This is a genomic window from Thalassolituus sp., from assembly GCF_984348125.1.
The window spans coordinates 16,376-41,126 of sequence record NZ_CFHJLR010000001.1 but is presented as its reverse complement, the minus strand read 5'-3'; the positions used below and the strand labels follow the sequence as shown (position 1 = coordinate 41,126).

The window sequence follows — 24,751 nt, the reverse complement described above, 5'->3', positions numbered from 1 at the left end:
GTTGTTAGCTATATAAGGTCACGTTTTTTGCTTTCAAGACCTTATTCCATACTTTTTATCAGGCATTCTCGTCGATCTGAGCGGCGCCTTTGCTGACCATCACCATTGCTGGGCGCAGCAGACGGCCATTCAGGGTGTAGCCCTTCTGCATCACGGCCATGACTGTGTTTGGCGCCAGTTCTGCATTTTCAACCATGCTCATTGCCTGATGTAGCTCTGGGTTGAAAGGCTCGCCTTCCGGGTTTACCTGCTCAACTTTGAAGCGTTCAAGCGAACTGATTAAGCCGGAAAGGGTCATTTCCATACCTTCACGGATCGCTTTGGTCGCTTCTTCTTCCGGCGCTGCAGCCAGACCGCGCTCCAGATTATCGACAACGGTCAACATTTCGTTGGCGAACTTTTCGACAGCGAACTTGTGCGCCTTTTCGACGTCCTGCTCTGCACGACGGCGAACATTCTGCATTTCAGCCTGCACACGCAGGACCTGATCTTTGGCTTCTGCCACTTCCGCACGGGCAGCTTCCAACTCAGCATCAGCCGGGGCTTCTGCCTCTACATCAGCGTTTTCAACCGCTTCCTGTTCGGCAGTTTCTTCCAGAATTTCTTCCTGGGGTTTCTGTTCTTCAGACATCAGTCACCTCTGTCATCGGTCTTAATTCATATCGCTGTCGGCTATATGGGGCCAGCCGTTGGCAGTTCAACCCCTGTTTTCAATCCCGGTTCATGGAAAACACCTTGACAGAAACCGATACTGTATATAAAAACACTGTATATACATTCAGACCAGAGGATGTCGTATGCTGACCTCACTGTCGATTCATCAGTTCGCCCTGATCGAGCATATGGAGCTCGATTTCTCTCAAGGCATGACGGTTATCACCGGTGAGACCGGCGCCGGTAAGTCTATTCTGCTGGGCGCACTGGGGCTGACACTGGGGCAACGTGCAGAAGCCGGAGCTGTGCGACAGGGGCAGGATAAAGCCGATGTCGCGGCAACTTTCTCTACCAATGCCGCCGCTCTGGAATGGCTCAGGCAGCATGAACTCCCTGCCGACGACGATAACGTTATACTTCGTCGGGTCATTTCTGCAGAAGGCCGTTCACGTGGTTATGTGAACGGCCGTCCGGTGTCTGCAGCCGACCTTCGTGATCTTGGGCAGCACCTTATCGGCATTCATTCACAACACGCGCATCAACGGTTGCTGGAAAAAGACGCCGCACGTGACATTCTCGACGCCTATGCAGGGCTAAACCCCCTCGCAGAGACCGTTCGCCGTGGGTTTTCAGCCTGGAAGAAAGAAGAGAAGCGTTTACACACACTCCGTGAATCCAGCAGCGAACTTCTGGCGCAAAGACAACTGCTGGAGTATCAGGTCAGTGAATTGCGGGAACTAGACCTGAAAGAAGACGAACTCAGCGATCTCGAGCTCGAACAGAAACGGTTATCCGGTGCAGAGAATACCTTGATCTGTGGCCAGTCGGCCATGATCGTCTGTAACGGCGGAGACTCCGGCGACGATGCCGCCAGCCAGATGATTCACCGGGCCCTGCAGGAGGTCGATAACATCAATGATACACACCCCCTGCTCGACGAAGTCCGGGACATGCTGAATCAGGCACAGATTCAGCTGGACGAAGCGGCCAGCTCCCTGCAGCGGTATCTTGATAACATCGACATGAACCCACATCGCCTGCAGCAGATCGATGCTCGCCTGAGTGAACTGTACGGCATGGCGCGTAAACATCAGATCCGGCCCGAGTCGCTTTATGCACACTGGCAGGAACAGGAAGCGGCCTTAGAAGCCATGAGCCTGTCAGACGATGACCTCGAAGCATTGGAAGAAGAAGTGGCCAATCTCAGAGCGATCTGCCTGAAAGGCGCTCAGCAGCTGTCTGCTAAGCGTCAGAAAGCGGCCAGCAAACTGAGCAGCGCAGTAAGCAGTCACTTCGACTCTCTTGGCCTTGGTAAGGCCATTTTCACAACCCGCTGTGATGAGTTGTCTGAGGCTGATCTGAGTCCACACGGGTTGAACTTTGTTGGCTTTGAAGTGCAGACCAACCCAGGCATGCCCGCAGGTCCCCTGGCTAAAGTGGCTTCCGGTGGCGAACTTTCACGAATCAGCCTGGCGCTTCAGGTCGTCACTGCAGCAACGTCTCATACCCCATGCCTGATCTTCGATGAAGTCGATGTGGGTGTGGGCGGTGGCACTGCTGAACGTGTCGGGCGCCTGATGCGCGAACTTGGCGGACAAGCCCAGATTATGTGTGTGACCCACCAGCCTCAGGTGGCGGCACAGGCGCACAATCACTTTCAGGTGAGTAAAGTAAGTGGCGACACTGCGACCCATACCAGCATCCGCACGCTAAGCACCTCTCAGCGTAAAGAAGAGCTGGCGCGCATGCTGGGCGGCGTTGAAATCACTCAACAGACACTGGCTCATGCGGGTGAAATGCTGGCCATGGCAGGTTCTTAAAGCGTCTGGCTCATAACGTATCAGTAGGTATAAACAGATATAAAAAAGAGCCGCAATTGCGGCTCTTTTTGATTGTACTTGCTAATAATAGCCTGACGTCACTTCTTACGAACGTACAGTACCAGGCTGTGATCAACCAGATCAAAGCCATGTTCTTCAGCAATTTCGTGCTGCAGACGCTCAATCTGTTCGTTAGAGAACTCAATCACGGTGCCATCTTCGACGTTCACCATGTGATCGTGGTGCTCTCCACGTGCAAGTTCGAATACAGAATGGCCGCCATCGAAGTTGTGACGTTCAACCAGACCCGCACTTTCAAACTGAGTCAGTACACGATAAACAGTGGCAAGACCCACGTCTTCACCCGCGTCGATCAATGAACGATACACGTCTTCAGCACTCATGTGCGCTTCTGGGTTACTCTCAAGAATACTGAGAATTTTGACTCGGGGCAGCGTGACCTTCAGGCCCGCTTTACGAAGTTCCATGTTCTGTTCTGACACGGTATTCCTCTATCATTTCACAGTGGATGGGGTGATCAGGTATCATCCCGTCCATTCTTAATAACTAATGCCCGGATTTAACCCTGACTATGCGAGCTTTAATTCTGACCGGATTACTGGGTTTTGCAACCCTTTCCGGCTGTACCTTCCCAGGTGTCTACAAACTCAACGTTCAACAGGGCAATATCGTTACCCAGGACATGTTGGATCAGCTGGAGCCCGGCATGACTGAACGTCAGGTCATTTACCTGATGGGCAACCCTGTCGCCAGAAACCCATTCTCAGATCAGCGCTGGAATTACATCTACACCCTCGAAGTGAGAGATAAAATCGCCAAACGCTATCAGGTTACGTTGCATTTCGACGACGCTGCGCTTTACAGCCACTACAGTGGTGAGATTCCGCCCGAAGAGTTCAGCGAAGAAAACCAGACCAGCGAAGTGCCGCCTGAAGAGCGCAACCCGACGATCCCGACCGTCGAAGAGTAATTACCCTTCGGCTTTCTTTGCCTTGGCAGCGCGATTGGCACGCGCCTGCTTAGGATCAATAATCAGGGGACGGTATATCTCTACCCGATCCCCTGCTTTCAGTACTTCAGTGTCAGGCGAACGCACTGCCTTACCGAAAATTCCAAACTTGGCGGCACTCAGATCCAGTTCTGGAAACTCGTCCACGATGCAGGATGCCTCAACAGCCTGAATCATGGTTGTGCCCGGCACGACATCAATCGCGATAATTTTTTGCTTATCAGGCAAGGCGTACGCCACCTCAACCTGAATTTTTTCGTCACTCATATATTTCCTTCGCGCGCTTAACAAACGCGTCGACCATCATTCCGGCTACCTGCTTAAATAGCGCTCCCATGGCGGCTCCGGCAATTCGGCTGGCCATTTCAAACTCAAGTTCAAGCGTTACTTTGCAGGCCTCATCAGACAGCTTCTGAAAGTGCCAGGTACCGGTAAATTTGCTGAATGGCCCTTCAACCAGACTGATTTTCATCGTTTCCGGGCGATTGAGTTCATTACGCGTCGTAAAGCTCTGCTCAAAACCGGCTTTGGCGAGCGTTAGCCTGGCCTCGATAAAATCCTCAGACTCATCGATCACATGCGTCGATTCGCAGCCCTGAAGGAATTCAGGGTACCGACGCACGTCATTCACCAGGTCAAACATTTGCTCTGCGGTATGTAAAACAAGCGCGCTTCGCGATATTCGGGTCATCTGACTCAACCAACTGTTAATTCAATAGGGCACATCATTAAGGCCTCACAGAAGGCCATGATAAAACACGAATAATACCGCGAGCGGCGATACAACTCGAATCATAAAGCGCCAGAGAGTAAGCAGCCGCTCACTTTTCATACGTGCTTCATCCGCAATGGCTCTGCGGGTCATAAACCACCCGACAAACAGAGATATCAGCACACCGCCCACTGGCAGGAGGATGTTCGTCGTCAGGAAGTCGAGTACATCGAAGAAGGTTTTACCTTTCACTTCGTACTCAAGCCCACCTGTTGAGCCCAATGTTTCCTTTAAAACGGCGACATCCGCGTACAGTAAAAAGTCATCCTGCTGCACGTCACCTTCAGCATCGACTCCTGACACAGTAACGAAATACTGATGGTTCTCCCAGTGATTGAATGACATCACAGTACCCAACCCCATCACCCAGGCCAACGCGCACACGGCGATCGTGGCACGACCACGGCTGAACCCTTTCTCTACCGCCCAGGCAACAGCAGGCTCAGCCAATGAAATAGCCGAGCTCCAGGCTGCAATCGCTACCAATACGAAGAACACCGTGCCAATTACAATGCCGCCAGGCAACTGACCAAACGCAATAGGTAATGTCTGGAACATCAGTCCCGGACCCGCACCAGGCTCCAGACCATTTGAAAAAACGATCGGGAAGATCACCAGCCCCGCGACCAGAGCCACCAGTGTATCCAGTGCGCCTACGGTAAGAATGGTTTTACCCAGTCTGGAGTTCGCTGGCATATAGGCTCCGTAAGCCATAATCGCGCCCATACCCAGCGACAGCGTAAAGAATGAGTGTCCAAGGGCAGTGATAATCGCTTCCTGAGTCAGCTTTTCAGGCTCAAAACGAAACAGGAAATCCCACCCCTGACTGAACCCTGGGGTAGTCAGGCTGTATCCCAGCAGCACCAGCAACATCACAAACAGAAGCGGCATCAACAAACGTAGAGACGTTTCCAGCCCACGGTGAACGCCTCGTGAAATGACAAATCCTACGAGAAAAAGAAACAGTGTGTGATAACCAATCAGAGTCGCCGGATCTGCCAGCAAACCACCAAACAAGGCGCCTGCATCTTCGGCGCTGATATCTACAAAGGTGCCAGTCACCATCGCCTGAGAGTAATAAAGCGTCCAGCCAGCGATGACACTATAAAACGACAGAATAAAGAAACCTGCGACCGCGCCCATCCAGCCGATGCCCGAGAAAAACTCTGGCGCTTTGTACTTGGTAGTCAGGCGATGCATCGTATTAATCGGGCTCATCCGGGCCTTACGCCCCAACAACACCTCGGCCATCATGACCGGAATACCTACCGACAGAATGCACAGCAGATACACCATCACGAATGCCCCACCCCCGTATTCACCGGTGATGTAAGGGAACTTCCAGATATTACCTAATCCTACAGCCGAACCCACGGCCGCAAGAATGAATGTCCAGCGACTAGCCCAGATACCATGCATACCGCGCTTATCTGACGTCATTACCATTATCCTTATTCTGCGAAGGGGCTATTGTCCGAAATTTAAACGTTTGCCTCAAGCGCACCCCTCTGCCCTTCAGACTCACTGTCAGTTATACTGACGCGATGAGTAAAAAGAAAAAAGCCAATAGCGGCTCCTCAACAATCGCGCTGAACAAAAAGGCCAAACACGATTTCTTTCTGGAAGATAAGCTCGAAGCAGGTCTTGAGCTGGTCGGCTGGGAAGTGAAATCGATTCGTGAAGGCAAAGTTCAGCTGCTGGATTCCTTTATCGAGTTTCATCGTGGTGAAGCCTGGCTGCATAATGCCCAGATTACACCGATGACTCAGGCATCAACGCACGTTGTTGCTGAACCTCGCCGCCAGCGCAAGTTGCTGCTGCATCGTCGTGAGATTGAGCGTTACTCACAGAAGGTACAGGCGAAAGGTTATACCTGTGTCTGCACTGCACTCTACTGGAAGGGGCATCACGTCAAAGCCGAGATTGCCCTCGCCAAAGGTAAGCAGAGCCATGACAAGCGCAACACGGCCAAAGACCGTGACTGGGCGAAGCAGAAAGAACGCATTATGAAGCACTCAGTGCGCTGACAGCTCACTGCAACCTGTGCTATATTAGCGACTGTTCTGGGGTTGAACTTCCACTAATTAACCCTATCTAAAGAACAAGGATCAGAAATGATCCAGCTCCTGGCTGAGAGCGACCAGAATTCGGGGATGATCTGGATTCGACGTTGATTACAAAGCTATGGGTGCATGCCGAGAGCGTACGACGATCTCGTAAATAAACGTTGTACATTTAAATATTCGCAAACGACGAATCTTACGCACTAGCGGCCTAATAGCCCCGCTTACCTCCGAACCCGGGTTCCTGTAACCGGGGGACGAGGGCGCAGCCCTACAGGATCGTCCGGAGGCTTTGCTGGGAGCCAAAGGACTAAACGTAATCCAGCTCGTTCCGAACGGCCTGTCTCTCGGCCCGTGACGAACTAAATCAATAGAGAAGACTAAGCATGTAGATCCTCTAGTGGAGGATTGGCGGACGCGGGTTCAAATCCCGCCATCTCCACCATATAAAAAAGACGGGTGATTTCCTTTAAGAATCAATAACTTAGAGGATCACCCGTTTTTTCTTTTACCACACATCTTTACCACACGTTTCCCTAACGAAAAAAAATAAGGCCCTATAACTAGGCCTATTCCCGACACACTTCATTCAGAACTCTTACGGGTCAATCTTGCACAGCTCCCTGAGAGAGCATCCAGTAGTAAAACCATTGGATCGTCAGCATGTCAGGAACTCCGGTTTGAATCTATCTGTGAATTCTTGAGGTTGGCGTGCTGGTGGTTTCTCACAGAGCGGTATCTTTACTGGGATGGTATCGGTGGTGGTGGTGTAACCCCTTAGAATCACCTTTGGGTGATCGTATGGAGGGACTATGAAAGTGCATATTGGGGACAAGAATGGTGTAGGTAATGCTCCTCCAGAATCACCTGTGGAGGGATCATAAGGAGAGGACTGGGGGTATAGGTATCGGTGGTGGTGGTCATACACCAGAGGAAGGAATCAGAGGGGATGTCGGACAGAAGACTATGAGATACACCCATAGACATACCTATAGATAACAGAAGAGAGGGGGTACTAAGAGAGGGAGTGTCAGTAGAGAGACTAAGAGAGGGTCTTAAAGAGAGTCTAAGAGATACTCCTATAGAGTAATCCTATAGATATTTCACCGGGGGAGGGATTCTCTTTCCTCCATAAGTGGCACTTAATTGTCAGCCCAGTATTCATGGGGGGTTCATAGGGATGTCTGAAGGAGGGGTGGCAACAACACCACCACCCCACCCTCAAGGTCAGTAATCAGTCCATCGTTTACTCTTTACTTGTTGTCCGAAGCACTTAGCTGTGAACTTCTTCAGCTCCTGCTCTAGGATCTTCTCAGAGGCTCTCTCAGCCATTTTCTCCACAAACCCAACAACGCACAAGGCTTACAAGCGATCACCACTCAGGCAGGCGCAGAAAAGGTCTTAGCGTAATACCACTCCCTCAAGCCTCCTATACCAACCTCTGAGAGTCTTTCCTTTAAAAGGCTGACATCATACCGACAACCAACCTAAAGCCCCTCAGAAAGCCATACAGAGCCTTTCAGGGACTTATCCTGTGGCATCCTTCCCAAAATCCCAGAATTTTCCTATTGGATTCTTAGCGAACTCAACAATACCGGGGATACAGACATATATATCTCCAATGAAGAACTGGAACTTACAACGTCCCACTGACAGACCCAGCCCAAATACACCGATTTCAACTTGTAGCATATGAGTTACCTCCTTGGTTTTCCTTATGGTGTCCTATAGGTATACCTCAGAGGCAAAAACAAATAAACCCTTAAATATCAATAACTTACAATTCACTATCGCATATAAATCGACAGTGGATAGGTAACATTAGAAAGGCTCCTTATCGGCCTACCCAGCATTCCGACAGGCTCTCTTAACTGACGCCGTGGAGATACCGAAATGGTCAGCTGTAGCCTGTATGCTTGCTCCCTGCGATTTCCTCCAGAGGGCAACCTCCGTATCGTCGATGACCTTTTCTCTACCGAGAGCTTTCCCCTCAGCCTTAGCTCTCTGAATGCCAGCCATCTGTCGGGCTTTGATGTTTGATCTCTCCAGTTCAGCCACAGCTGCCAACATCGTCAGCATTGCTTTCCCGATTGGGGTGGAAAGTTCGAAGCCTTCTCTCATGGATACCACTGTGGCCCCCTCAGCTTCGATCTGACGGACTGTCTCAAGGACATCTATGGTATCCCTGCCCAAACGATCTATCGCCGCCACAATGACCGTATCGCCCTCCCTGACGTAATCCAGCAAGGCAGATAGTCCCTTTCTCTCACGGGCCTTAACCGCCCCTGAGACAGCCTCATCGCTGAACCACTTATCAACAACGTACCGCTCCCCAATATTGTGTCTCTGGGCTTCTGTGGTCTGACCATCAGAGCTTACCCGGACATATGCGACTACTGACATATTTACCTCTAACCACATGGATCATAAAGTATGGCTCACAATGTAGCTGGTGGATCATTAAAATTCAACACTTTTGATCCACTCAATAGAGGTCTTCCCAACGTGGCTCATAGGGTGTACTTTCTGATCTAGGCAAATATAGGAAGGAACCTGTGAACTCACCCCGACTCAACTGGCAGTTACTGCTAATCACCCTGCTCATGTTACTGGGCTTCGGACTCATACTAGCGTCGTCTATCCTGAAGACAGACACAATGATTGCGATCTTCACAGCGTTCTCAGCTCTGGGGACATTGGCTGCTGCTATAGCTGCTGCTATTTCCGCAAGATCATCATCCCAGATTGCAAATAGATGGCAGGAAGAAGAGAGATACAAACTACTTCTTGAAAACTGGAAAGTTAGTGAACGCCTAACTAAAGAGCTAATGCGAATAAGTAGGAAGCTACACCGTAGCTGGGCACATGATTCTTTAGAGTACTTCGTTCATGAACTAGAACAAGAACCTGAAGAGTTTTGTAATGAGTTCAAACGGATAGAGGCAGAGGAGTACCTTGAACGCATCCGAGAACATTTACCTCAGCTCATTGATTTGTGCGATGAACTCAATATCAGTCTGTGTGCATGGCAAGAATGGGAGACTAGACCGGAGACTCACGCGCTCTTGATTCAAAGCGAAAACGCTACGAATAAGCTGCTTTACTCCGCCCTCCGACTAGCCGACATAGTAGCCTTCCTGAACCCTAGTATAATATCCACGGTGAAAGCACCGAAGGTGAAGAGGTACACTCCAGAGTACTGTGAAATGGATGATTGGAATAAGATTATCAGCCTATTCCCCGCGATATCAAATGACTTTGGGTACTCAGAATTTGAGCAAATATGGGGAAGACTCACAGGTCATTATCGGCCCATTTAAAACATCTACAAATTTAATACAGATATAGAATGACAAGCAAGATGGAACAATTTAACGAAGTAGCGGCTCAAATATTTCAGTATTTATACGAAAGATTTCCAACCCCGTCCGCAATTCATACACACCTACTAGTGGGTGGATCAGTTGACGAATACGAATTAACCATGTGTGCTAAATCACAGTTTGCTTGTGACGTTGTGGATTGGTTAGTCAGAGAAAAGTTTATAAACGCGAGTGGTGGCAACCTAGGTACTTATCATCAGTGCTTTCTTACAGCTAAAGGATTGGCCGCCCTGAATGAAACACCGGCATCTCTGGGTGGAAAAGAATCTGTGATTGAAAAGATAAAAAAGGGGTTATCATCAGGTTCCAAGGAAGCCCTAAATGCAGCCATTGGTGCTGGAATCGCAGCATTAGCATCACACATTTAACAGACAATCTTCACTACGTTAAGCAACGACACTATGCTTTCTTGAGTCTCTTTTGACTCATGTATAAACGTATAGACATAGGGAGCTAGGGTACATGAACAAACTCAAAGAGTTCTTGAAGGAACAACAGTCAGTACAAATAAACGCATTGCTTGGAATGTGGGGAGGACTCCTCCTCTACTTCCCCTTGGTTTTAATCCCTATGGCAATCTATGAGAGCATTACCGGACGAGTATTCCCCCTAGATTTGATCAGCGAATATAGTTGGGAAGTTATTATGATGTGGGCTGGAGCATCTGGAGCTGCCTTCGTAAGCAAAAGCGTAGGCCCCCGCCCACCGGCCTGATACATCGGAACTAAAGGGGGAGGCCACGGGGGAATAAACCCAGAGGCGTATCGTATATACCCTCTCAGATTTCTTCCAAATTTTTATTCTGGCTCTGGATATTTCAGCAGCTTAATTGCCTCTAGTTTTGTCTCATAGCTTGAACCACCAGAGTAAAGGCCATAGGTAATACGGGGCTTATCCTGACCAACAATATCAGCGGTAGTATTCTCCCCGACTCCTGCATTTTCAAGCATGGTTATGACTGTGTGTCGGATACTGTGGAAACCTGTTGACTTCGAGAACCCTTCTTTTTCCTTCAATCGTCCGAAGCGTTTTCCAATAGCACCAGACCTTTCACCTGTGCTTGGGTTTATTTTCAAACCAGAGATTAAGTAACCGTCCTTGGAGTTGGAAAGTAGCTCTCTCACAAACGGAACTATTTCAGGATGCACTGGAACCTCCCGGTAGCCCGCCTCCGTTTTACTCTTGGTGATATTGAATACAGTCTCTGAACACTCACTACACTTCAGAGAGCAAATCTCTTCAATTCTGGCACCGGTATACATACCCAGTGTAATTAACGTCGTTAACTGGTGGGGGTTATACTTCGTCTTAGACGCTATGCTTCTCAGGCGGACGATGTCAGAAGGCATGAAGCCAACTCTTGCCTTTGGTGATCCTGTCTCTCTTTGTCTCTGTCTACGCTTGGCTTTGTCAGCTTCAGACACGAACGAAGGCAGGGTAAAGGGCTGTACATCATCAGGAGCCTTTCCGTGGTCCTGAAGGTATCTCCAGATACTGCGCCCAGCGTTGAATCTCCTCTCAATGGTTGGCTTTGCGAACCCCATTCCCCCTTGAGACTTTGGAGCTATAAGGTGTCTGGCCCAGTCTTTCACCGATTGGGGGGTAATGTCTGTAAGTGTCGGGAATCTCTCTGCCACTTCGCGACCGGCTTTGATCTTCTGACTGATAGACCTGGTAGTACCTTTTACCGTCGCTTCCCAACCGGGTAACTCTAACTGAAGAACCACCTGATTCTGATAAACGATAGAGGCAATCTTAGCCGCTCGCTCCTCTTCGCCTTTTTCCCTGAGCTTGTCGATATGGTCTGACACAGCGTCTTCAATCGCTGGATATTCGATATAACCGTCCTCAATAACAGGATCAGAGGAAGCTCTGTCCCGCTCGATCTGTCTTTTGAAGTCCAGAGCTAATTCCACGCCAGAGTCAATCTTAATATTCCGAGCAGCAGCTATCTGCCGTTTCCACTGCGTAACCAACTCAAGGGCTACGACCTGAGCCTTATGTTGGTCAGAGTGTTTGGTACTTTGAACGAACCGGAGTTTGCCGTTGAAGTGTTGGCGAACATCGCTGGGAATAGTCAAAAGAGCGTACCAGACGTTTCTCCGACGCTCCATGTATGGAGGTTTTGCCATAACTTGAAACCTGATTTACCACACGTCTTTACCACACATTATTGATAAAAACCTATATAAATCAATACTTTCAAAGGCTTACACCCTACAGTCAGAGAGTCCCGCCATCTCCACCAAACAAATAAAAAGGCCCCACCTGTTTTTCAGGTGGGGCCTTTTTATTTGTCTGACGATTGTGATTCTGAATCGATCATAGTTCCGGGTTCTTCTGATTGCCTGGAGCAATCAGTACCGCCGCAGGCGCCCGAAGGGGCTGGGCCATTGATGGCCCAGAGTACAATCCCGCCTCTGTCTCCGGCCGGGCCTTTTTATTTGTCTGAGGATCACAATTCTAAACTCATCCTATTCCCAATTTCTTCTCGCATAATTGCTCGAAGCAATCACACCGCAACCCGCTTATCCCGCGGCGCATACTCAAAAACATCAGAGTAGCAGTTCGCTTCAGTTAGCCCATACGGTGCCAGCTGATCAATAGTGCCATACACCATTCGAGGCGACCCACAGAGGTAAGCGACTGTATTATCTGAGACGTATTGATCTTCCTGGATGACTTCGAAAATAAATCCCGTGCGCCCGTTCCACTCTGGATGTTCAGATTCGAGTATGGGTGTAAAACTGAGCTTTTCGCCCTGAATTTCCCAGTCCCGGAATTCCTCGAGCAGGTAGAAGTCATCGATATTTTTATTTGACCAATACAGTCTGACGTCTGCACTCGGATCTCTTGCTACTATTTCTTCGGCCAGACATTTTATTTTTGATACCCCTGAACCTGCCGCAACCAGCAGATGGGGTTGTTTCAGGTTGCTTTGTAAAAAAGCGCGCCCCATTGGCAATGTCACTGATAGATGTTCCTGACGGCCACATAGTTGCACAAGGCGGCGCAACAGCTTCTCGGTGAACAGACTGCCGTTCTGTATGAAGAGTTGCAGCCTCCCCGGCTCTTTACTGTCAGGTCGGTTAGCCACTGAGTAACACAAAGAGTGAGCCTGTCCATCAATATCGATATTCAACTCTAAATAGTGGCCAGCGACATAGCGTAGGGCAGCGCCTGTCGACGATTCCAGCTCCACCTGGAATGTCCCCCGGTTAAGGAAGCGTACACTCGCTACCCGGCACTCAAGGGAATATCGTTCTGGTACGTCTACTGCGGCCACTTCACTCATTATTCATCCACTCACGTTGTTAGGGCCTGTTAGCACTAATTAAGCAGGTCCTCGGTGCCCACTTCCGGGCTATGACTTCTGATAGGGATAAGCTTAGAAAACTCGTTTGATGAATGAAAATGGTATATTTTCACCATTCAATTACTTTTCCTCATTATTAGATGGATAAGCCATGATCGAACGTAGTCATCTCAGAATCATTCAGGCCGTCGAAGAGCATGGCTCACTGACGGCCGCTGCCAGAGAGCTGTGCGTCACTCAGTCCGCACTCAGTCATACGGTGCGCAAACTCGAAGACAACCTGGGAACGCCTGTCTGGCTTCGCGAGGGTCGCAGCCTCAGACTCACTCAGGCAGGCCGGTACTTGCTCAACATCGCCAACCGGGTGCTGCCTCTGCTCTTTCACGCCGAAGATAAACTGAAGCAGATGGCTATGGGGGAGCGTGGCACTCTGCGTATCGGGATGGAATGTCACCCATGCTACCAGTGGCTCCTGAAGGTAGTGTCTCCGTTTCTGGATGCATGGCCGGATGTGGATGTCGATGTTAAACAGAAATTCCAGTTCGGCGGCGTCGGTGCCCTGCTCGACTATGAAATTGATCTGCTGGTCACCCCTGACCCCTTCTACAAAAGTAACCTGAGCTTTACTCCGGTGTTTGATTACGAGCAGGTACTTGTGGTGCCCAAAGATCATGCTCTCACGAATCAGCCATTCGCGGAGCCAGAAGACTTGCGCAATGAGGTCTTGCTGACCTACCCCGTCGCCACCGACCGTCTGGATATCTACTCACAGTTTCTGACACCTGCGGGAGTAGTCCCCAAGCAACATAAGACCAGTGAGACCACTGAGATCATGCTGCAAATGGTCGCTTGTCAGCGCGGTGTTGCTGCCTTGCCTCGCTGGTTAGCAGAAGAATATTGCCAGCGACTACCACTCGATGTTGTTCGCCTGGGAGAACAGGGTATTGCGAAGCAGATCTTCCTGGGGACGCGGGAAGGCGACGAGGAGATCGGTTATCTGAAGGCCTTTATTGATCTCGCGAAAGACTACGAGCACCCCTTTTCTGCCTGAGCCAGTGGAGGATTTACCCTACTTAGGTGTACGGCCATTTTCAGAGCCATGCTGGGTGGGGAGCCCTCGTCGCCCACCAACCCATTACAATCCCTCATGCATTGATTATATAAAATCAATTTTACTCATATATAAAAAAGCGTAAAACGTGCTCTCAGATCGTATCCGAGACGGTTATCAGTCAGTTTCGGAACGACGACATCGAACACTGAACCTGGGAAACGGGAGATACGCAGTCATGAGTAACGGTTTTTCATACACGATCAAGCGTGTGATCTTTGATGAAGATTACACGCCCTCCGATGCCACGCGCGTCACCACTAACTTCGCCAACCTTGCCCGGGGTGAGCAACGCGAAGCAAATCTGCGCAGCGCCTTGCGAATGATTGACCGCCGCTTTAATGCTCTGGCTCCGTGGGATAACTCACGTGGCGACCGTTACTCGCTTGAGCTTGAAATTATTTCTGTCGATATTGATGTCGAGGGCAATGGCCACGGCTTCCCCTCTATTGAGATACTCAAAACCAATATTATCGATCATAAGACCAATAAGCGTATCGAAGGGATCGTAGGTAATAACTTTTCGTCGTACGTGCGCGACTATGACTTCAGCGTACTGCTTCGTGAATACAATGCTGGCCAGAAAAAATTCAGTATTCCCGAAGACTTTGGCGAACTGCACGGCAAGCTATTTAAAGACTTTCTTAAGTCCGACACGTACAAAGAGAACTTCAGCAAATTACCCGTTGTCTGCCTCAGTGTTTCAGACACCAAAACGTATCACCGCACTGAAAACCAGCACCCGGTTCTTGGGGTGGAATACACTCCGAATGAGACCTCGCTGACAGAACAGTACTTCCGAAAAATGGGCTTCGACGTCCGCTATTTTATGCCGCCAGACAGTGTCGCTCCACTGGCATTTTACTTTATCGGTGACCTGCTTACGGACTACACGAATCTGGAACTGATCAGCACCATCAGCACCATGGAAACCTTTCAGAAGATTTATCGGCCTGAAATTTACAATGCTAATTCCGCCGCCGGGTACGAGTATCAACCTGATCTGACACACAGTGATCACTCACTTACTCAGGTTGTGTATGACCGCGACGAACGCAGCCAGCTGGCAGTTAAACAGGGCAAGTTCGCCGAAGAACACTTCATTAAGCCGTACCAGAAAATTCTTGAAAAATGGTCAGCCGATTTCGCCTGAACTATTAACTGTATTCAGATAGAGCTAACAATGAAAAAGCTACTTCCAACGTCAACGGCAGGCAGCCTGCCTAAACCCACATGGCTAGCAGAACCCGAGAAACTCTGGTCGCCATGGAAACTCGAAGGTAAAGCGCTGCTCGATGGGAAGCAGGATGCCCTACGCGTCTCGCTTCAGGAACAACTGGCCGCAGGCATCGATATCGTCAGTGATGGTGAACAGACCCGCCAACACTTTGTGACCACCTTTATCGAAAATCTGAGCGGCGTCGATTTTGAGAATAAGAAAACCGTGCGTATCCGCGACCGTTACGACGCCAATGTACCTGGGGTGATTGGTCCGGTGAGTCGTCAGAAATCGGTGTTTGTTGAAGATGCTAAGTTTCTGCGCGGTCAGACAAGCCAGCCGATTAAGTGGGCTCTACCCGGGCCTATGACTATGGTTGATACCCTCTACGATGATTACTATCAGGATCGTAAGACACTCGCATTCGAGTTCGCCAAGGCTCTGAATGAGGAAGCTCGCGAGTTACAGGCGGCCGGCGTTGATATTATTCAGTTTGACGAGCCGGCCTTCAATGTATTCCTCGATGAGGTTAATGACTGGGGTATCGAAGCTCTGGAAAGAGCGACGCAAGGCCTGACCTGTGAGACCGCTGTGCATATCTGTTATGGCTACGGCATTAAAGCAAATACCGACTGGAAAAAGACTCTCGGGGCTGAGTGGCGTCATTACGAAGCAACGTTTCCTGCGATTCAGAAGTCCAGCATTAATATTGTTTCACTTGAATGCCACAACGGCCGCGTCCCGATGGAAGTTCTGACTCTACTTAAGGGTAAGAAGATTATGGTGGGCGCCATTGACGTAGCAACCGATACGATTGAAACGCCAGAAGAAGTCGCGTCGACTCTTCGTGAAGCACTGAAATACGCAGACGCCGATAAGATCTACCCTTGCACTAACTGTGGTATGGCCCCTCTTTCACGGGAGGTTGCGCGTCAGAAGTTGCAGGCTCTGGCGGCTGGCGCAGAGATCATTCGCAAAGAACTGGCGGGTTAAACATGGATATTATTGAATTTATGTCGGGTCATCTGATGACCATTCTGGCATTGGTAGTGACAGGGGTATTCGCTGGAATTCTTGCTGGGCTATTGGGTGTGGGCGGCGGTATTGTAATTGTGCCTGTGCTGTATTTCCTGTTTCAGGGTTTTGGCGTATCAGCCGATTCAGCTATGTTAGTCGCGACAGCCACTTCACTCGCAACGATCATTCCGACCTCCATCAGTTCAATCCGCTCACATCACCGGCTTGGAAATGTGGACATAGCGCTATTCAAACGATGGAGCCTGTTTATTTTCTCGGGTGTTCTGGTGGGAAGCTGGCTGGTGACTCGCGCAGACGGAGACTGGTTGACCCTCCTGTTCGGTATCATTGCAACACTTGCGGCACTGAACATGCTATTCAGAACTGGAAAGCCCGCAATGTTTTCGAAATTACCCCACTCAGGTGGCCAGGCCGTCATGGGATCCTCGATCGGTTTTCTCAGTGCGATGGTCGGTATCGGCGGGGGAACACTTTCTGTACCACTGCTTACCCTGTTTAACTATCCTGCGCATAAAGCCGTGGGAACAGCAGCGGCAATCGGGCTTATTATTGCTCTGCCAGGCGCACTGGTGATGCTTTTATTAGGTGTGCCCCCAGAGGATGCACCCGTTGGCACCTTTGGTTTAGTCAACCTGATCGGCTTTATCTGCATAGTGCCGTTGACGGTACTGTTCGCACCCGTGGGCGCCCGGCTTGCCTCATCACTTGATGCGGGATTGCTCAAAAAAATCTTTGCCATTGTTCTGCTGTTTACCGGGTTACGTATGTTGTTACAGCTATCGCTGTAGTTCACGTCATAAATCGCCTGACTGCCTGGCCAGACTCTAGCGGACACTCTCTGTAGGAGACTGTATGAGCGGTCAGGCTTTCTCTCCACTCAGAGTCGTCTCACTTCGCATATTCATGACCGCTTCTTAATCCTCCAATTCAGCCCCACCTGTATTCAATATATCCTCTAAACTTTTTTCAATGATCAACACCCGACCAGATAGACACCCGTCAATGAAAGGTAAATTTCCCGGTCAATAAGATAGTTTGTGACTTGTATGCACTACTTTGCTGGCACTTGGGGCTATTCTGGGCTTCCAGCTGAGTTGTTTACCTTGTAGAGCAGTTCAGAACCTAACAATAAGGAGCACGATTAAGTGCCATTTCCGGACATCATCAGGGGATTACGCTGCGCAGTGCAAATGAGTGCTGGGTTTGTTTTCGCCTGCTTAATACTGATGTCCAGCGTTCAGTTGCACGCCAGTGAAATACGTACCCTCGACCTGCAGCAGCTGGTCGATGAGATCTCGCTCTCCCGTTATGTCGTTCAGGTCCAGCCTGGTGCTGGCGAAGACAGCCTGTCGGACATCATGGCCTTACCCGACAACCGCTGGTCTGGTGTTCCTCAAACCAGCCGAAGCCTGGGACGCGACTATGGTACCACCTGGTTCCGCGTTGATCTTACGGGCACGAATAATCTGAAGGCAGACAGCGCTTACTTACTACTCGATTACCCTCACTATGATTTCATCGATGTCTTTCTGGTATCTGAATCGGGTGTGGTACAGAGCTTTTATACCGGCGACCAACGTGGCTTTCACTCCCGCCCTGTCGACCAACGAACGTTTCTGTTTCCTCTTGAAAAGCTGAATCAGTCGACAGACGCTAAGGTGTATTTCCGCATCAGCACTCCAGGTCCACTACTGATCCCTTTCAGTCTGGTGACCGGTGCTGAGAGCAGACTCCAGGATCGTAATACATCGATGGCCCTTGGTATTTACTTTGGCATCCTGCTTATCATGTTTGCCTACAATGCCTTTATCTCAGGCTCGCTGCGCGACACGGCTTATATTTACTACCTGGTCTACATGGCTAGCGTCGGTTTGCACCAACTCACGCTCCAGGGCCTCGGATATCAATACTTCTGGCCTGAGAGTTCTCTGTTCGACAATAACTTTGCGGTAGCCCTGACCAGTGCCCTGATGCAAGGCACCGCTGTTGCCTTTGTTATTCGCTTCATACGCCTGTACGAGAACTTCGGACGGTTTGAACGGGTTGCCGGAACGGTGCTTCTTATCTATTCCTGGTTGCTGGTAACCGGTGCTCCGTTTATGGAGTACGCAAGCTTCCTGACAGTGGTGAACATTACCGGTGCCGTCAGTGTCTGCTGCGGTCTCTACATCGGCATTATCGGCTGGCAGAAGAAAGTCCCTTATGCACGCCTGTTCGCCATGGCCTGGTTTATCTACCTGATATTTATCGCCTGGTACCTGCTCGAGCTGGCTTCAATTCTGCCGACCAGTCCGTTTGGCGAGCATATTCTGGCCTTTGGTTCTGTCATAGAGCTGGCGCTCTTATCGATCGCATTCGCAGACCGTATTAACTACGAGCGTGAGTTACGACTGAGCAGTCAGAGTAAGCTGATGGATGTTCAGGTGGCCATGAATGCAGAGCTGGAAGAGAAAGTACGTTTACGTACCAGTGAACTGGAAGAGGCCAATCGACGTCTGGAGATCCTCAGTACCACCGACGGATTAACGGGTCTGTTCAACCGGCGCCACTTCGACGAACTCTACGAAAGAGCGTATCTGCAAGCTTGCCGGGATGGTAAGCCGCTTGCCGTTCTGATGATCGATATTGATCACTTCAAGCAGCTGAACGACAACTTCGGCCACCGATTCGGCGACCTCTGCCTGATTGATGCCGGTCGCCTCATCCGTAATGTAGTCGCAGGTCAGGAAGCTATCTGTGCCCGCTACGGCGGAGAAGAGTTTGTTGTGATTCTGCCGGATGCCAGTCCTGAGGAAGCTCAGGAGAAAGCTGAGGCCTTACGTCTGGCTTTTGCACGCCATAAAGTTACAGATGGCGCCAATGAGAAAGTGATGACGATCAGTGTTGGCCTGACTGTCGAGCAACCCGTCGATCGCTCGGCCTGGGAAAAGCTTCTTCAAGCCGCAGACAGCCTGCTTTACACGGCAAAACGCAACGGTCGGAACCAGGTCGCATTCCTGCGAAACACTGGCTCCTGAGTCGTTGACTCCGCCCCAATCTGAACTAGCTTTAATAGATAATATTCGGGGAAGCACAGGGTCCGGAATGCCAATTCCAAAAACACATCCAGAGTCGCACGGTCAGCGACACAGCCTTTTGATTCACTGCCTCCAGGCATTGCTTTCTCTGTCGATTCTGATCGCTGCTCTCCTCGCCCACCGGGCTCATGCTATTAAGACCGTCCACTTTACAGGCGATAAGGTCAGTCTTCTGCCGCTGCTTGAGTTTGTTTCAGAACGCGACGGCGAGAGTCTCGACGAGATTCTCGTCCGGCCTGAGGGGGACTGGCACCACCGCCAGAGCATCAATAATAACCTTGGGCAAACCAGCCAGCCTGTATGGGCACGTGTGCGTCTTGCGGGCGTATCAGAAGCGTTCGGACAACCGATTATCCGTCTTAATTACCCTCACCACGACTATGTCGACTTCTATCTTTTCGAACGTGGGAAAATGATCCGTCACTTCTCTGCGGGTGACCAACTCCCCTTTAACAGTCGACCGATTGACCAGCGAACCTTCTGGTTTCCACTCGATGATGCCAGCGCCGATGAGCAGGAAATATATATCCGGATTTCAACCCCCGGACCACTACTGATGCCATTGGATCTGATGAACTACAAGGAAGCCGCTGAAGAAGAAAAACTGCTGTACCTATGGGCAGGCGCCTTCCTCGGAATTATCGCCATCATGGCGCTCTATAACCTGTTTCTGTACTTCTCGCTGACGGAAAGCTCGTACATCCTCTATGTACTTTACCTCCTCAGTGCCGGCGTTATGCAGGCCACCATGTTTGGCTTTGGTGAGCAGTATTTCTGGGGGGACAGACCCGGCGTCAATAACCAAGTGATCGCGTTCCTCGCGCCGTTTGTTCAACTTACTGCGATGGCCTTTGTTCTTAAGTTTATTGATCTGAAGAACTTCGGTTCCGTTCTGGATCGCTCCGTCGCCTACCTGATGTTATTCACTCTGATCGTTATGTCGATTGCGAGCTTCACCGTGCCCTACAGCCTGATTGTGAAGCTGGGTCACTCAATCGCCTTGTTCGGTGTTGTCTGTGCATTCTACATCGGTATCAAAGGTTGGATCATGGGTATGAAGTCGGCCCGTCTGTTCACAATCGCCTGGTTTGCACACCTGGTCTTTATTGGTTGGTACCTGTTGGATATGACCGGGAAGATTCCAGCAACAGAGCTGGGTAACCATGCCTTTGCGATCGGCTTTATTGCGGAACTGTCACTCCTCTCAATCGCCTTTGCCGATAAGATGAATCAGGAGAAAGAGCTGAGGATTAACTCTCAGACCAAGCTACTCGATATGCAGGTCGCGATGAATCAGGAGTTAGACAACAAGGTAAAAGAGAGAACATCTGCCCTTGAAAAGGCCAACCGCCGCCTTGAAGAGTTGAGCGTCACCGATGGCCTGACCAAACTCTTTAACCGCAGATACTTCGATCAGGTTTTCCGCGACCACTATGAGCAATCATACAAAGATCAACATCCGATCAGTGTCATGATGGTCGACATCGATTTCTTCAAAAAACTGAACGATAACTACGGTCACGCGTTTGGTGACCTGTGTCTGGTGCGTGCGGCCCAACTTATCCGCAAGGTGGTCACTATGCCGGGAGCATTTGCAGCCCGCTACGGCGGTGAAGAGTTCGTTGTCGTCCTGCCTAAGACAACCGAAGAGCGCGCTGCACAGGTTGGCGAGATGCTCAGGTCAGCATTTGAAAAAACAACCGTGACGCAAGGTAATCAGAGTAAGAATATGACGATCAGTATCGGCGTTGCATGCACGATTCCATCGCAACCCGGACTGGAAGAAAAATTGTTGAGCGTCGCGGACAGCTGTCTGTATCAGTCTAAAGAGAACGGTCGGAATCAGGTCACCCGCTCAGAGCAGCTGAACGAGGCGGGCTGACACTCAATATTAATAGACATCCCGACGGTAGCGTCCCTCTGCCGTCAAAGCTTCTAGTTTTTCGCTACCCAGAATACTTCCAAGCTGGTGCTCCAGATCCTGAGCCATGCCATCACGACTGCCGCATACAAGGATCGTCGCCCCGGCATTAATCCAACGTTTGAGGCGATCACTGTGTTCGGAAACAACATCCTGAACATATCCTCTGCTCGCTTCACCGGTTACTGAGGCCAGTTCCAGCGAGTCAGCGCGGGAGTAACTGCGATTCAGATACGTCAGGTGCTCTGAGTCATACCATTCTGTCAGTTGTTTATCCCAGTGGCGGTCGAACAGTGGAGAGCGCTCTCCGAAGATTAACCAGTTATCATGCTGCCCAGACATATCTCTGACTTTCAAGTGAGCCCTGAGTCCGGCAAGCCCGGAACCATTGCCAATTAATATCAGTTTCTCTGCATCCGCCGAGCAGTGAAAAGACGGATTACAACGCACAGAAGCGCCAACAGTGTCATTCACCATCGCCTGATGACACAACCAGCCAGACCCTAGCCCAGGCGAGCCATCAGGATGGTTCTGCTCCCGGATCAAGAGTGTCAGTTCAGATTCCTCCGGAATACTGGCTATACTGTATTCGCGAATTTGCCCCTGCAAATGAAGCTGAATGATATCACCCGCCTGCCAGCTGAACTGATTTCTGACATCCAGTGTGACTTCGTATATCGGCGCACCGGGACTTCCGGAGTTAAGGTGACGACGTCCCTTAAAACGCAAAGGATATTGAGGATTGACTGGCGCTTTATCCGAAAATTCAATCGAATTAAGTTGATCAGGATGAATCACGCCAGCGTCTGCGAGCTGAGTAAACCAGAATGCAATCGTTTCGGGATCATTGCGATCTACTGCCACCAGAGGCGCCAGCACCTGAGCGTCACTCTCAAGCAAAACCGTATTTATATCGTAGGAGAAGCCACAGAAGTGTTCATAGCTTGTATCTCCCAAGCCGAGAATTGAGAAACCAAGCTCAGGGTATCTCGCCAGTGTTTTTTTCAACGAAGGAATAAAGAAGCGACCATTGTCCGGCGCATCCCCTTCCCCGTAGGTACTCGCAATTACAAAAAGAGAGCGACATTGACTCAGGCGATCTGGCGTCACCTGATTAAGCGGCTGATGAAGTACTGTAGCTCCCTGACTTCTCAGCATTTCAACCAGTTGCCGCGAAAGTGACTCAGCGGAGCCACTCTCACTGGCAAAAGCGACAACAGTATCGGCATCGGTATGCTGCCTTACCTCAATGCTTCTCGCTATCACTCGTCGATAGCACCAGAATGTGAAAGCGACCCAGGCCAGAAAAAGCACTCCAGCCTGAATATAAGGAGCCACCGTTAACATAAATCAGTCCGGTAAGACCTCAAGCACAGTCACGTAAGAGCCCGTGCGCTCAGTGGCCGGCTTCTTCGCTTTGTCGTCTTTATATTCAACTTCAATAAAGTAGCGGCCAGCGCCTTTCCAATTAAGTTTAACCTCGCCTTTTTTGTTGGCAACGGCAGTAATTTCATCCTGACTGTTGCGATAGCGGGTTCCTTCACGAATGGCGGTCAGTTCAGCGCCTTCAGCAGGTTCACCATCAATCAGAAACTTAAAAGTCGCCTGCTCACCGGAATAGAGATCATTCGGGTGCGTCACTGGCACCAGCTCGAGTCCTTTGTTCGTTGGCTTAAGTGTGTCGCTTGTTGGCGCACCGAGTGTGACAAAGGTTTCCATACGACGCGATGACTGCATTACACGCAGCTTGTCTGCTTTTTCAGGTACGTTTTCAGCAAAACCTTCTGCGGTATATTGCTCGCCACGGCCAGGATACATACGACGCTTACCGTCTTCTTCCCACATGGCACGCATGCCATTACTTGCCGTAAAGATTTTGTAGGTACCTTCGTCTTCAAGTTTTACGTCGAAGACAGTGCGGTACTTACCGGTATGCAGGTTCTCTGCTTCGCTTTTATCGCCGTCTGGCTGGAGGACGATCAGATCATTAAAACGAACGGCGTGATAGTTGGCGACAAAAATATCGTTAGATACTGCTGCTTCGAAACCGCCCCAACGATCTTCGCCCGAGAGCTGAGTTTCCTGTGGAAGAATCCAAGCGCGATGAGCTTCCGCGGACAGAGTGCCAGCAACAAGAGCGCCCAATAAAATAGGCTTTAATACGTTCATTTTCATCTGCATTTCCTTAAGGTTTGATGGTCAGTTCGATAGCGCCCAGTTCAGAGCTACCCTGTTCTTCAAGTGTCTTCTCACCGCTTTGAGGCCAGCTGAAAGGAATGTTGATCAGTTCGCGGCCACCAACTTCCCGCGCCGCTTCAACACGCAGGCGATATTCGCCAGGCTTGAGGTCTGCGAGAGGTGCCTTACCAGACGTAAACTCCAGCTCATAAGCGCCCGGACCATAAGTAGCACCGCTGACGCCATCGACAGGCATATCCAGTGAGCGGCCACTGCGACGCCACCACTGGCGCATGTCTTTCAGCCACTTTTCACCTTCGGCATTACGCATATCCACGTCGTACCAGACGGCCAGATTACTAACGACCTGATTGCGATCATCTTCAATCCAGATAGCAACATAAGGCTTGTGATATTCAGCGACATCCAACTCTGGAATCTCTACAGAGACCGAAAGATCAGCCGCCAGCACCTGTGTAAAGGAAACGAGTGCGACCGCAGTCATCAGTCCGGATTTAATTAATTTCATCAGCGACTCCTTAGTGCGCAGCGAGAACAAGTAAAATAATGGGTGCAATAACGCCGAATGCCACCAGTGGCCAGGTACTTGGACGTTGTCTGGCATATCGGGCGAGAAGCCATAATCCGCTCAGGGAAAAAACCAGACAAAGCACCGAAAAAATATCGATAAACCACGACCATGCGGTATTGGTATTCCGACCTTTGTGAAGATCATTAAGGTAGGAAATTACTCCGCGATCTGTGTCTTCATAAATAAAACTGCCGGTTTCCAGATCAATACTCAGCCAGGCATCACCGCCGGGCTTGGGCATGCCGAGGTAGACTTCATACTCATCCCACTCAGCATCAACATCTCGGGTGGAGATACCATGCTGATCGTTCAACCAACGACGAACAGCCATAGGCAACGGCCCTTCTGAGCGATTCTGAACCGCACTGAGCACTCCCGGTGGTAGCTCTGATTCTACTGTTGTGCGTTCAGGATCTGCGGGGATATCGGCGGCGTGATTTAGGGTAATACCGGTGAATGCAAACAGAATCATACCTACCAGGCATACTGCCGAACTGACCCAGTGCCACTGACGTAATGTGCCCGGGATAAATCGAGAAAACATGACTACATCCAAAGAAAAGAAGCCGCTGAGCGA

The 24,751-nt window shown here is 50.2% G+C and carries 23 protein-coding genes and 1 other RNA gene; 12 read left to right on the top strand and 12 right to left on the bottom strand.

The genetic code is table 11. The annotated features are described in order from the left end of the window. Nucleotides 1-58 precede the first annotated feature (58 nt). Complete coding sequence (gene grpE, locus AC5E51_RS00180) at nucleotides 59-631, bottom strand: nucleotide exchange factor GrpE (protein ID WP_068435357.1); 573 nt, start codon at nucleotides 629-631, stop codon at nucleotides 59-61. Between the two features lie 166 nt (nucleotides 632-797). Here grpE and recN point away from each other — a divergent pair, with 166 nt between their 5' ends. Further along, nucleotides 798-2,474: a DNA repair protein RecN gene (recN, locus tag AC5E51_RS00175; RefSeq protein ID WP_068435356.1), complete on the top strand. Its 1,677-nt coding sequence runs from the start codon at nucleotides 798-800 to the stop codon at nucleotides 2,472-2,474. A gap of 98 nt (nucleotides 2,475-2,572) precedes the next feature. On the opposite strand, the gene fur is transcribed toward recN, so the two are convergent. After that, nucleotides 2,573-2,977, bottom strand: a complete 405-nt coding sequence (fur, locus tag AC5E51_RS00170; RefSeq protein ID WP_297530436.1) for a ferric iron uptake transcriptional regulator — start codon at nucleotides 2,975-2,977, stop codon at nucleotides 2,573-2,575. An 89-nt stretch (nucleotides 2,978-3,066) separates the two neighbouring features. Here fur and AC5E51_RS00165 point away from each other — a divergent pair, with 89 nt between their 5' ends. Next, on the top strand, nucleotides 3,067-3,465 hold the full coding sequence (locus AC5E51_RS00165) for an outer membrane protein assembly factor BamE (RefSeq protein WP_068435352.1): 399 nt from the start codon (nucleotides 3,067-3,069) through the stop codon (nucleotides 3,463-3,465). Here AC5E51_RS00165 and AC5E51_RS00160 read toward each other — a convergent pair whose 3' ends face one another. Genes AC5E51_RS00160 through AC5E51_RS00150 form a run of 3 tightly spaced genes read right to left on the bottom strand, consistent with a single transcriptional unit; the run spans nucleotide 3,466 to nucleotide 5,716 of the window. After that, nucleotides 3,466-3,771, bottom strand: a complete 306-nt coding sequence (locus tag AC5E51_RS00160) for an RnfH family protein (protein ID WP_068435350.1) — start codon at nucleotides 3,769-3,771, stop codon at nucleotides 3,466-3,468. Next, complete coding sequence (locus AC5E51_RS00155; RefSeq protein ID WP_068435363.1) at nucleotides 3,764-4,195, bottom strand: type II toxin-antitoxin system RatA family toxin; 432 nt, start codon at nucleotides 4,193-4,195, stop codon at nucleotides 3,764-3,766. Before AC5E51_RS00155 ends, AC5E51_RS00160 begins: the two co-directional genes overlap by 8 nt. Before the next feature lie 45 nt (nucleotides 4,196-4,240). Next, nucleotides 4,241-5,716, bottom strand: a complete 1,476-nt coding sequence (locus AC5E51_RS00150) for a sodium-dependent transporter (RefSeq protein ID WP_068435348.1) — start codon at nucleotides 5,714-5,716, stop codon at nucleotides 4,241-4,243. Between the two features lie 104 nt (nucleotides 5,717-5,820). Here AC5E51_RS00150 and smpB point away from each other — a divergent pair, with 104 nt between their 5' ends. Both smpB and ssrA read left to right on the top strand, forming a co-directional pair. Beyond that, nucleotides 5,821-6,303 (top strand): SsrA-binding protein SmpB, encoded by a 483-nt coding sequence (gene smpB / locus AC5E51_RS00145; RefSeq protein ID WP_068435346.1) that lies wholly within the window; start codon nucleotides 5,821-5,823, stop codon nucleotides 6,301-6,303. Nucleotides 6,304-6,425: 122 nt separating this feature from the next. Next, nucleotides 6,426-6,784: a transfer-messenger RNA gene (gene ssrA, locus AC5E51_RS00140) on the top strand. A 1,397-nt stretch (nucleotides 6,785-8,181) separates the two neighbouring features. Here ssrA and AC5E51_RS00135 read toward each other — a convergent pair. Then, complete coding sequence (locus AC5E51_RS00135) at nucleotides 8,182-8,742, bottom strand: recombinase family protein (protein WP_491226220.1); 561 nt, start codon at nucleotides 8,740-8,742, stop codon at nucleotides 8,182-8,184. Nucleotides 8,743-8,996: 254 nt separating this feature from the next. Between AC5E51_RS00135 and AC5E51_RS00130 the strand changes: the two genes are divergently transcribed. Together AC5E51_RS00130 and AC5E51_RS00125 are read left to right on the top strand one after the other, a co-directional pair. Further along, entirely contained in the window at nucleotides 8,997-9,659 is a 663-nt protein-coding gene (locus AC5E51_RS00130) for a hypothetical protein (protein WP_491777904.1), read from the top strand. Nucleotides 9,660-9,700: 41 nt separating this feature from the next. Next, nucleotides 9,701-10,090 carry a hypothetical protein gene (locus AC5E51_RS00125; protein ID WP_491777903.1) on the top strand — a complete coding sequence of 130 codons (390 nt, stop codon included), beginning with the start codon at nucleotides 9,701-9,703 and terminating at the stop codon, nucleotides 10,088-10,090. Nucleotides 10,091-10,519: 429 nt separating this feature from the next. On the opposite strand, the gene AC5E51_RS00120 is transcribed toward AC5E51_RS00125, so the two are convergent. Both AC5E51_RS00120 and AC5E51_RS00115 read right to left on the bottom strand, forming a co-directional pair. Then, nucleotides 10,520-11,854, bottom strand: a complete 1,335-nt coding sequence (locus tag AC5E51_RS00120) for a tyrosine-type recombinase/integrase (RefSeq protein ID WP_491777902.1) — start codon at nucleotides 11,852-11,854, stop codon at nucleotides 10,520-10,522. A gap of 380 nt (nucleotides 11,855-12,234) precedes the next feature. Further along, nucleotides 12,235-13,017 (bottom strand): ferredoxin reductase domain-containing protein, encoded by a 783-nt coding sequence (locus AC5E51_RS00115; protein WP_297530444.1) that lies wholly within the window; start codon nucleotides 13,015-13,017, stop codon nucleotides 12,235-12,237. A gap of 172 nt (nucleotides 13,018-13,189) precedes the next feature. Between AC5E51_RS00115 and AC5E51_RS00110 the strand changes: the two genes are divergently transcribed. The 6 genes from AC5E51_RS00110 (at nucleotide 13,190) to AC5E51_RS00085 (ending at nucleotide 21,365) form a co-directional block, all read left to right on the top strand. Next, nucleotides 13,190-14,089 (top strand): LysR family transcriptional regulator, encoded by a 900-nt coding sequence (locus AC5E51_RS00110; RefSeq protein ID WP_491777901.1) that lies wholly within the window; start codon nucleotides 13,190-13,192, stop codon nucleotides 14,087-14,089. 238 nt (nucleotides 14,090-14,327) lie between these two features. Then, a complete protein-coding gene (locus AC5E51_RS00105) occupies nucleotides 14,328-15,302 on the top strand; it encodes a DUF1852 domain-containing protein (RefSeq protein WP_301377133.1) in 975 nt (324 codons plus the stop codon). A gap of 30 nt (nucleotides 15,303-15,332) precedes the next feature. Then, entirely contained in the window at nucleotides 15,333-16,361 is a 1,029-nt protein-coding gene (locus AC5E51_RS00100; RefSeq protein WP_491777900.1) for a methionine synthase, read from the top strand. Nucleotides 16,362-16,363: 2 nt separating this feature from the next. Next, nucleotides 16,364-17,194 carry a sulfite exporter TauE/SafE family protein gene (locus AC5E51_RS00095; protein WP_491777899.1) on the top strand — a complete coding sequence of 277 codons (831 nt, stop codon included), beginning with the start codon at nucleotides 16,364-16,366 and terminating at the stop codon, nucleotides 17,192-17,194. A 402-nt stretch (nucleotides 17,195-17,596) separates the two neighbouring features. Continuing rightward, a complete protein-coding gene (locus AC5E51_RS00090) occupies nucleotides 17,597-19,423 on the top strand; it encodes a sensor domain-containing diguanylate cyclase (RefSeq protein WP_491777898.1) in 1,827 nt (608 codons plus the stop codon). Between the two features lie 67 nt (nucleotides 19,424-19,490). Then, nucleotides 19,491-21,365 (top strand): sensor domain-containing diguanylate cyclase, encoded by a 1,875-nt coding sequence (locus AC5E51_RS00085; RefSeq protein WP_491777897.1) that lies wholly within the window; start codon nucleotides 19,491-19,493, stop codon nucleotides 21,363-21,365. A 9-nt stretch (nucleotides 21,366-21,374) separates the two neighbouring features. Here the strand turns inward: AC5E51_RS00085 and AC5E51_RS00080 are convergent, their stop codons facing one another. From AC5E51_RS00080 to AC5E51_RS00065, 4 genes are read right to left on the bottom strand one after another with little or no spacing between them, the layout of a single operon-like run. Beyond that, a complete protein-coding gene (locus tag AC5E51_RS00080) occupies nucleotides 21,375-22,751 on the bottom strand; it encodes a sulfite reductase subunit alpha (RefSeq protein WP_491777896.1) in 1,377 nt (458 codons plus the stop codon). Nucleotides 22,752-22,754: 3 nt separating this feature from the next. After that, nucleotides 22,755-23,579, bottom strand: a complete 825-nt coding sequence (locus AC5E51_RS00075; RefSeq protein WP_491777895.1) for a DUF4198 domain-containing protein — start codon at nucleotides 23,577-23,579, stop codon at nucleotides 22,755-22,757. 10 nt (nucleotides 23,580-23,589) lie between these two features. Continuing rightward, on the bottom strand, nucleotides 23,590-24,111 hold the full coding sequence (locus AC5E51_RS00070) for a DUF2271 domain-containing protein (protein ID WP_491777894.1): 522 nt from the start codon (nucleotides 24,109-24,111) through the stop codon (nucleotides 23,590-23,592). Nucleotides 24,112-24,121: 10 nt separating this feature from the next. Beyond that, nucleotides 24,122-24,718 carry a PepSY-associated TM helix domain-containing protein gene (locus tag AC5E51_RS00065; RefSeq protein WP_301179255.1) on the bottom strand — a complete coding sequence of 199 codons (597 nt, stop codon included), beginning with the start codon at nucleotides 24,716-24,718 and terminating at the stop codon, nucleotides 24,122-24,124. Nucleotides 24,719-24,751 lie beyond the last annotated feature (33 nt).

Coding starts and splice junctions, on each gene's coding strand:
- AC5E51_RS00105 (WP_301377133.1), top strand. CDS start 14,328: ATGAGTAACGGTTTTTCATACACGATCAAGCGTGTGATCTTTGATGAA.
- AC5E51_RS00075 (WP_491777895.1), bottom strand. CDS start 23,579: ATGAAAATGAACGTATTAAAGCCTATTTTATTGGGCGCTCTTGTTGCT.
- AC5E51_RS00065 (WP_301179255.1), bottom strand. CDS start 24,718: ATGTTTTCTCGATTTATCCCGGGCACATTACGTCAGTGGCACTGGGTC.
- AC5E51_RS00070 (WP_491777894.1), bottom strand. CDS start 24,111: ATGAAATTAATTAAATCCGGACTGATGACTGCGGTCGCACTCGTTTCC.
- AC5E51_RS00120 (WP_491777902.1), bottom strand. CDS start 11,854: ATGGCAAAACCTCCATACATGGAGCGTCGGAGAAACGTCTGGTACGCT.
- recN (WP_068435356.1), top strand. CDS start 798: ATGCTGACCTCACTGTCGATTCATCAGTTCGCCCTGATCGAGCATATG.
- AC5E51_RS00135 (WP_491226220.1), bottom strand. CDS start 8,742: ATGTCAGTAGTCGCATATGTCCGGGTAAGCTCTGATGGTCAGACCACA.
- AC5E51_RS00150 (WP_068435348.1), bottom strand. CDS start 5,716: ATGACGTCAGATAAGCGCGGTATGCATGGTATCTGGGCTAGTCGCTGG.
- AC5E51_RS00080 (WP_491777896.1), bottom strand. CDS start 22,751: ATGTTAACGGTGGCTCCTTATATTCAGGCTGGAGTGCTTTTTCTGGCC.
- AC5E51_RS00085 (WP_491777897.1), top strand. CDS start 19,491: ATGCCAATTCCAAAAACACATCCAGAGTCGCACGGTCAGCGACACAGC.
- AC5E51_RS00155 (WP_068435363.1), bottom strand. CDS start 4,195: ATGACCCGAATATCGCGAAGCGCGCTTGTTTTACATACCGCAGAGCAA.
- AC5E51_RS00160 (WP_068435350.1), bottom strand. CDS start 3,771: ATGAGTGACGAAAAAATTCAGGTTGAGGTGGCGTACGCCTTGCCTGAT.
- AC5E51_RS00095 (WP_491777899.1), top strand. CDS start 16,364: ATGGATATTATTGAATTTATGTCGGGTCATCTGATGACCATTCTGGCA.
- AC5E51_RS00125 (WP_491777903.1), top strand. CDS start 9,701: ATGGAACAATTTAACGAAGTAGCGGCTCAAATATTTCAGTATTTATAC.
- AC5E51_RS00165 (WP_068435352.1), top strand. CDS start 3,067: ATGCGAGCTTTAATTCTGACCGGATTACTGGGTTTTGCAACCCTTTCC.
- smpB (WP_068435346.1), top strand. CDS start 5,821: ATGAGTAAAAAGAAAAAAGCCAATAGCGGCTCCTCAACAATCGCGCTG.
- AC5E51_RS00110 (WP_491777901.1), top strand. CDS start 13,190: ATGATCGAACGTAGTCATCTCAGAATCATTCAGGCCGTCGAAGAGCAT.
- grpE (WP_068435357.1), bottom strand. CDS start 631: ATGTCTGAAGAACAGAAACCCCAGGAAGAAATTCTGGAAGAAACTGCC.
- AC5E51_RS00100 (WP_491777900.1), top strand. CDS start 15,333: ATGAAAAAGCTACTTCCAACGTCAACGGCAGGCAGCCTGCCTAAACCC.
- AC5E51_RS00090 (WP_491777898.1), top strand. CDS start 17,597: ATGAGTGCTGGGTTTGTTTTCGCCTGCTTAATACTGATGTCCAGCGTT.
- AC5E51_RS00115 (WP_297530444.1), bottom strand. CDS start 13,017: ATGAGTGAAGTGGCCGCAGTAGACGTACCAGAACGATATTCCCTTGAG.
- AC5E51_RS00130 (WP_491777904.1), top strand. CDS start 8,997: ATGATTGCGATCTTCACAGCGTTCTCAGCTCTGGGGACATTGGCTGCT.